This window comes from Thermococcus sp. JdF3 (assembly GCF_012027495.1).
Lineage (GTDB): Archaea > Methanobacteriota_B > Thermococci > Thermococcales > Thermococcaceae > Thermococcus.
The window spans coordinates 1-494 of the sequence record NZ_SNUK01000018.1 but is presented as its reverse complement, the minus strand read 5'-3'; the positions used below and the strand labels follow the sequence as shown (position 1 = coordinate 494).

The 494-nt window shown below is 49.2% G+C and carries 1 pseudogene; it reads right to left on the bottom strand.

Annotated features, from left to right (window positions below):
- A pseudogene (locus E3E42_RS11685) lies at window positions 1–494 on the bottom strand (methyl-accepting chemotaxis protein); the annotation flags it as partial.

Genomic DNA, 494 nt, shown 5'->3' with positions numbered 1-494 from the left:
TGGATGCTTTCGATTTGTTTGGCTGAGATTTCGCCTTTTTGTCTGCCTTCGCTGGCTATTGTGACGACTTCGTTTACTGCCGCCTCGAATTCGTCCATGGCTCTGACGCTTTCTGCGCTTGTTTCTGAGACGAAGCGCATTCCTTCGGTTATTTCGTTGATGTTTTCTTGCTGGCGTTGGGCTTCGATGCTTACTTGTTGTACTGCTTCGTTTACTTGGTTGATGGCTTCGGTGACGTCGGTTGTGATTTGGGTGAGGATGTTGGCTCTCTTGTCGAGTTCGTTGGTGACGTTGACTATTTCGCTGATTAGGCCTTTGAGTTTGTGGGTTGTGTCTTTTAGGTCTTGGATGATTTCTTGGAGTTCGCCTCTGGCTTCGACGGTTAGTCCGTTGCTTAAGTCGCCTTCGGCGAGGCGTTCGAGTTTTTCGCCTATGGTGTTGAGTGTTCCTACGAGGTCTTTTCCTACGGCTTCGAAGGCTTTTATGAGGGCTCC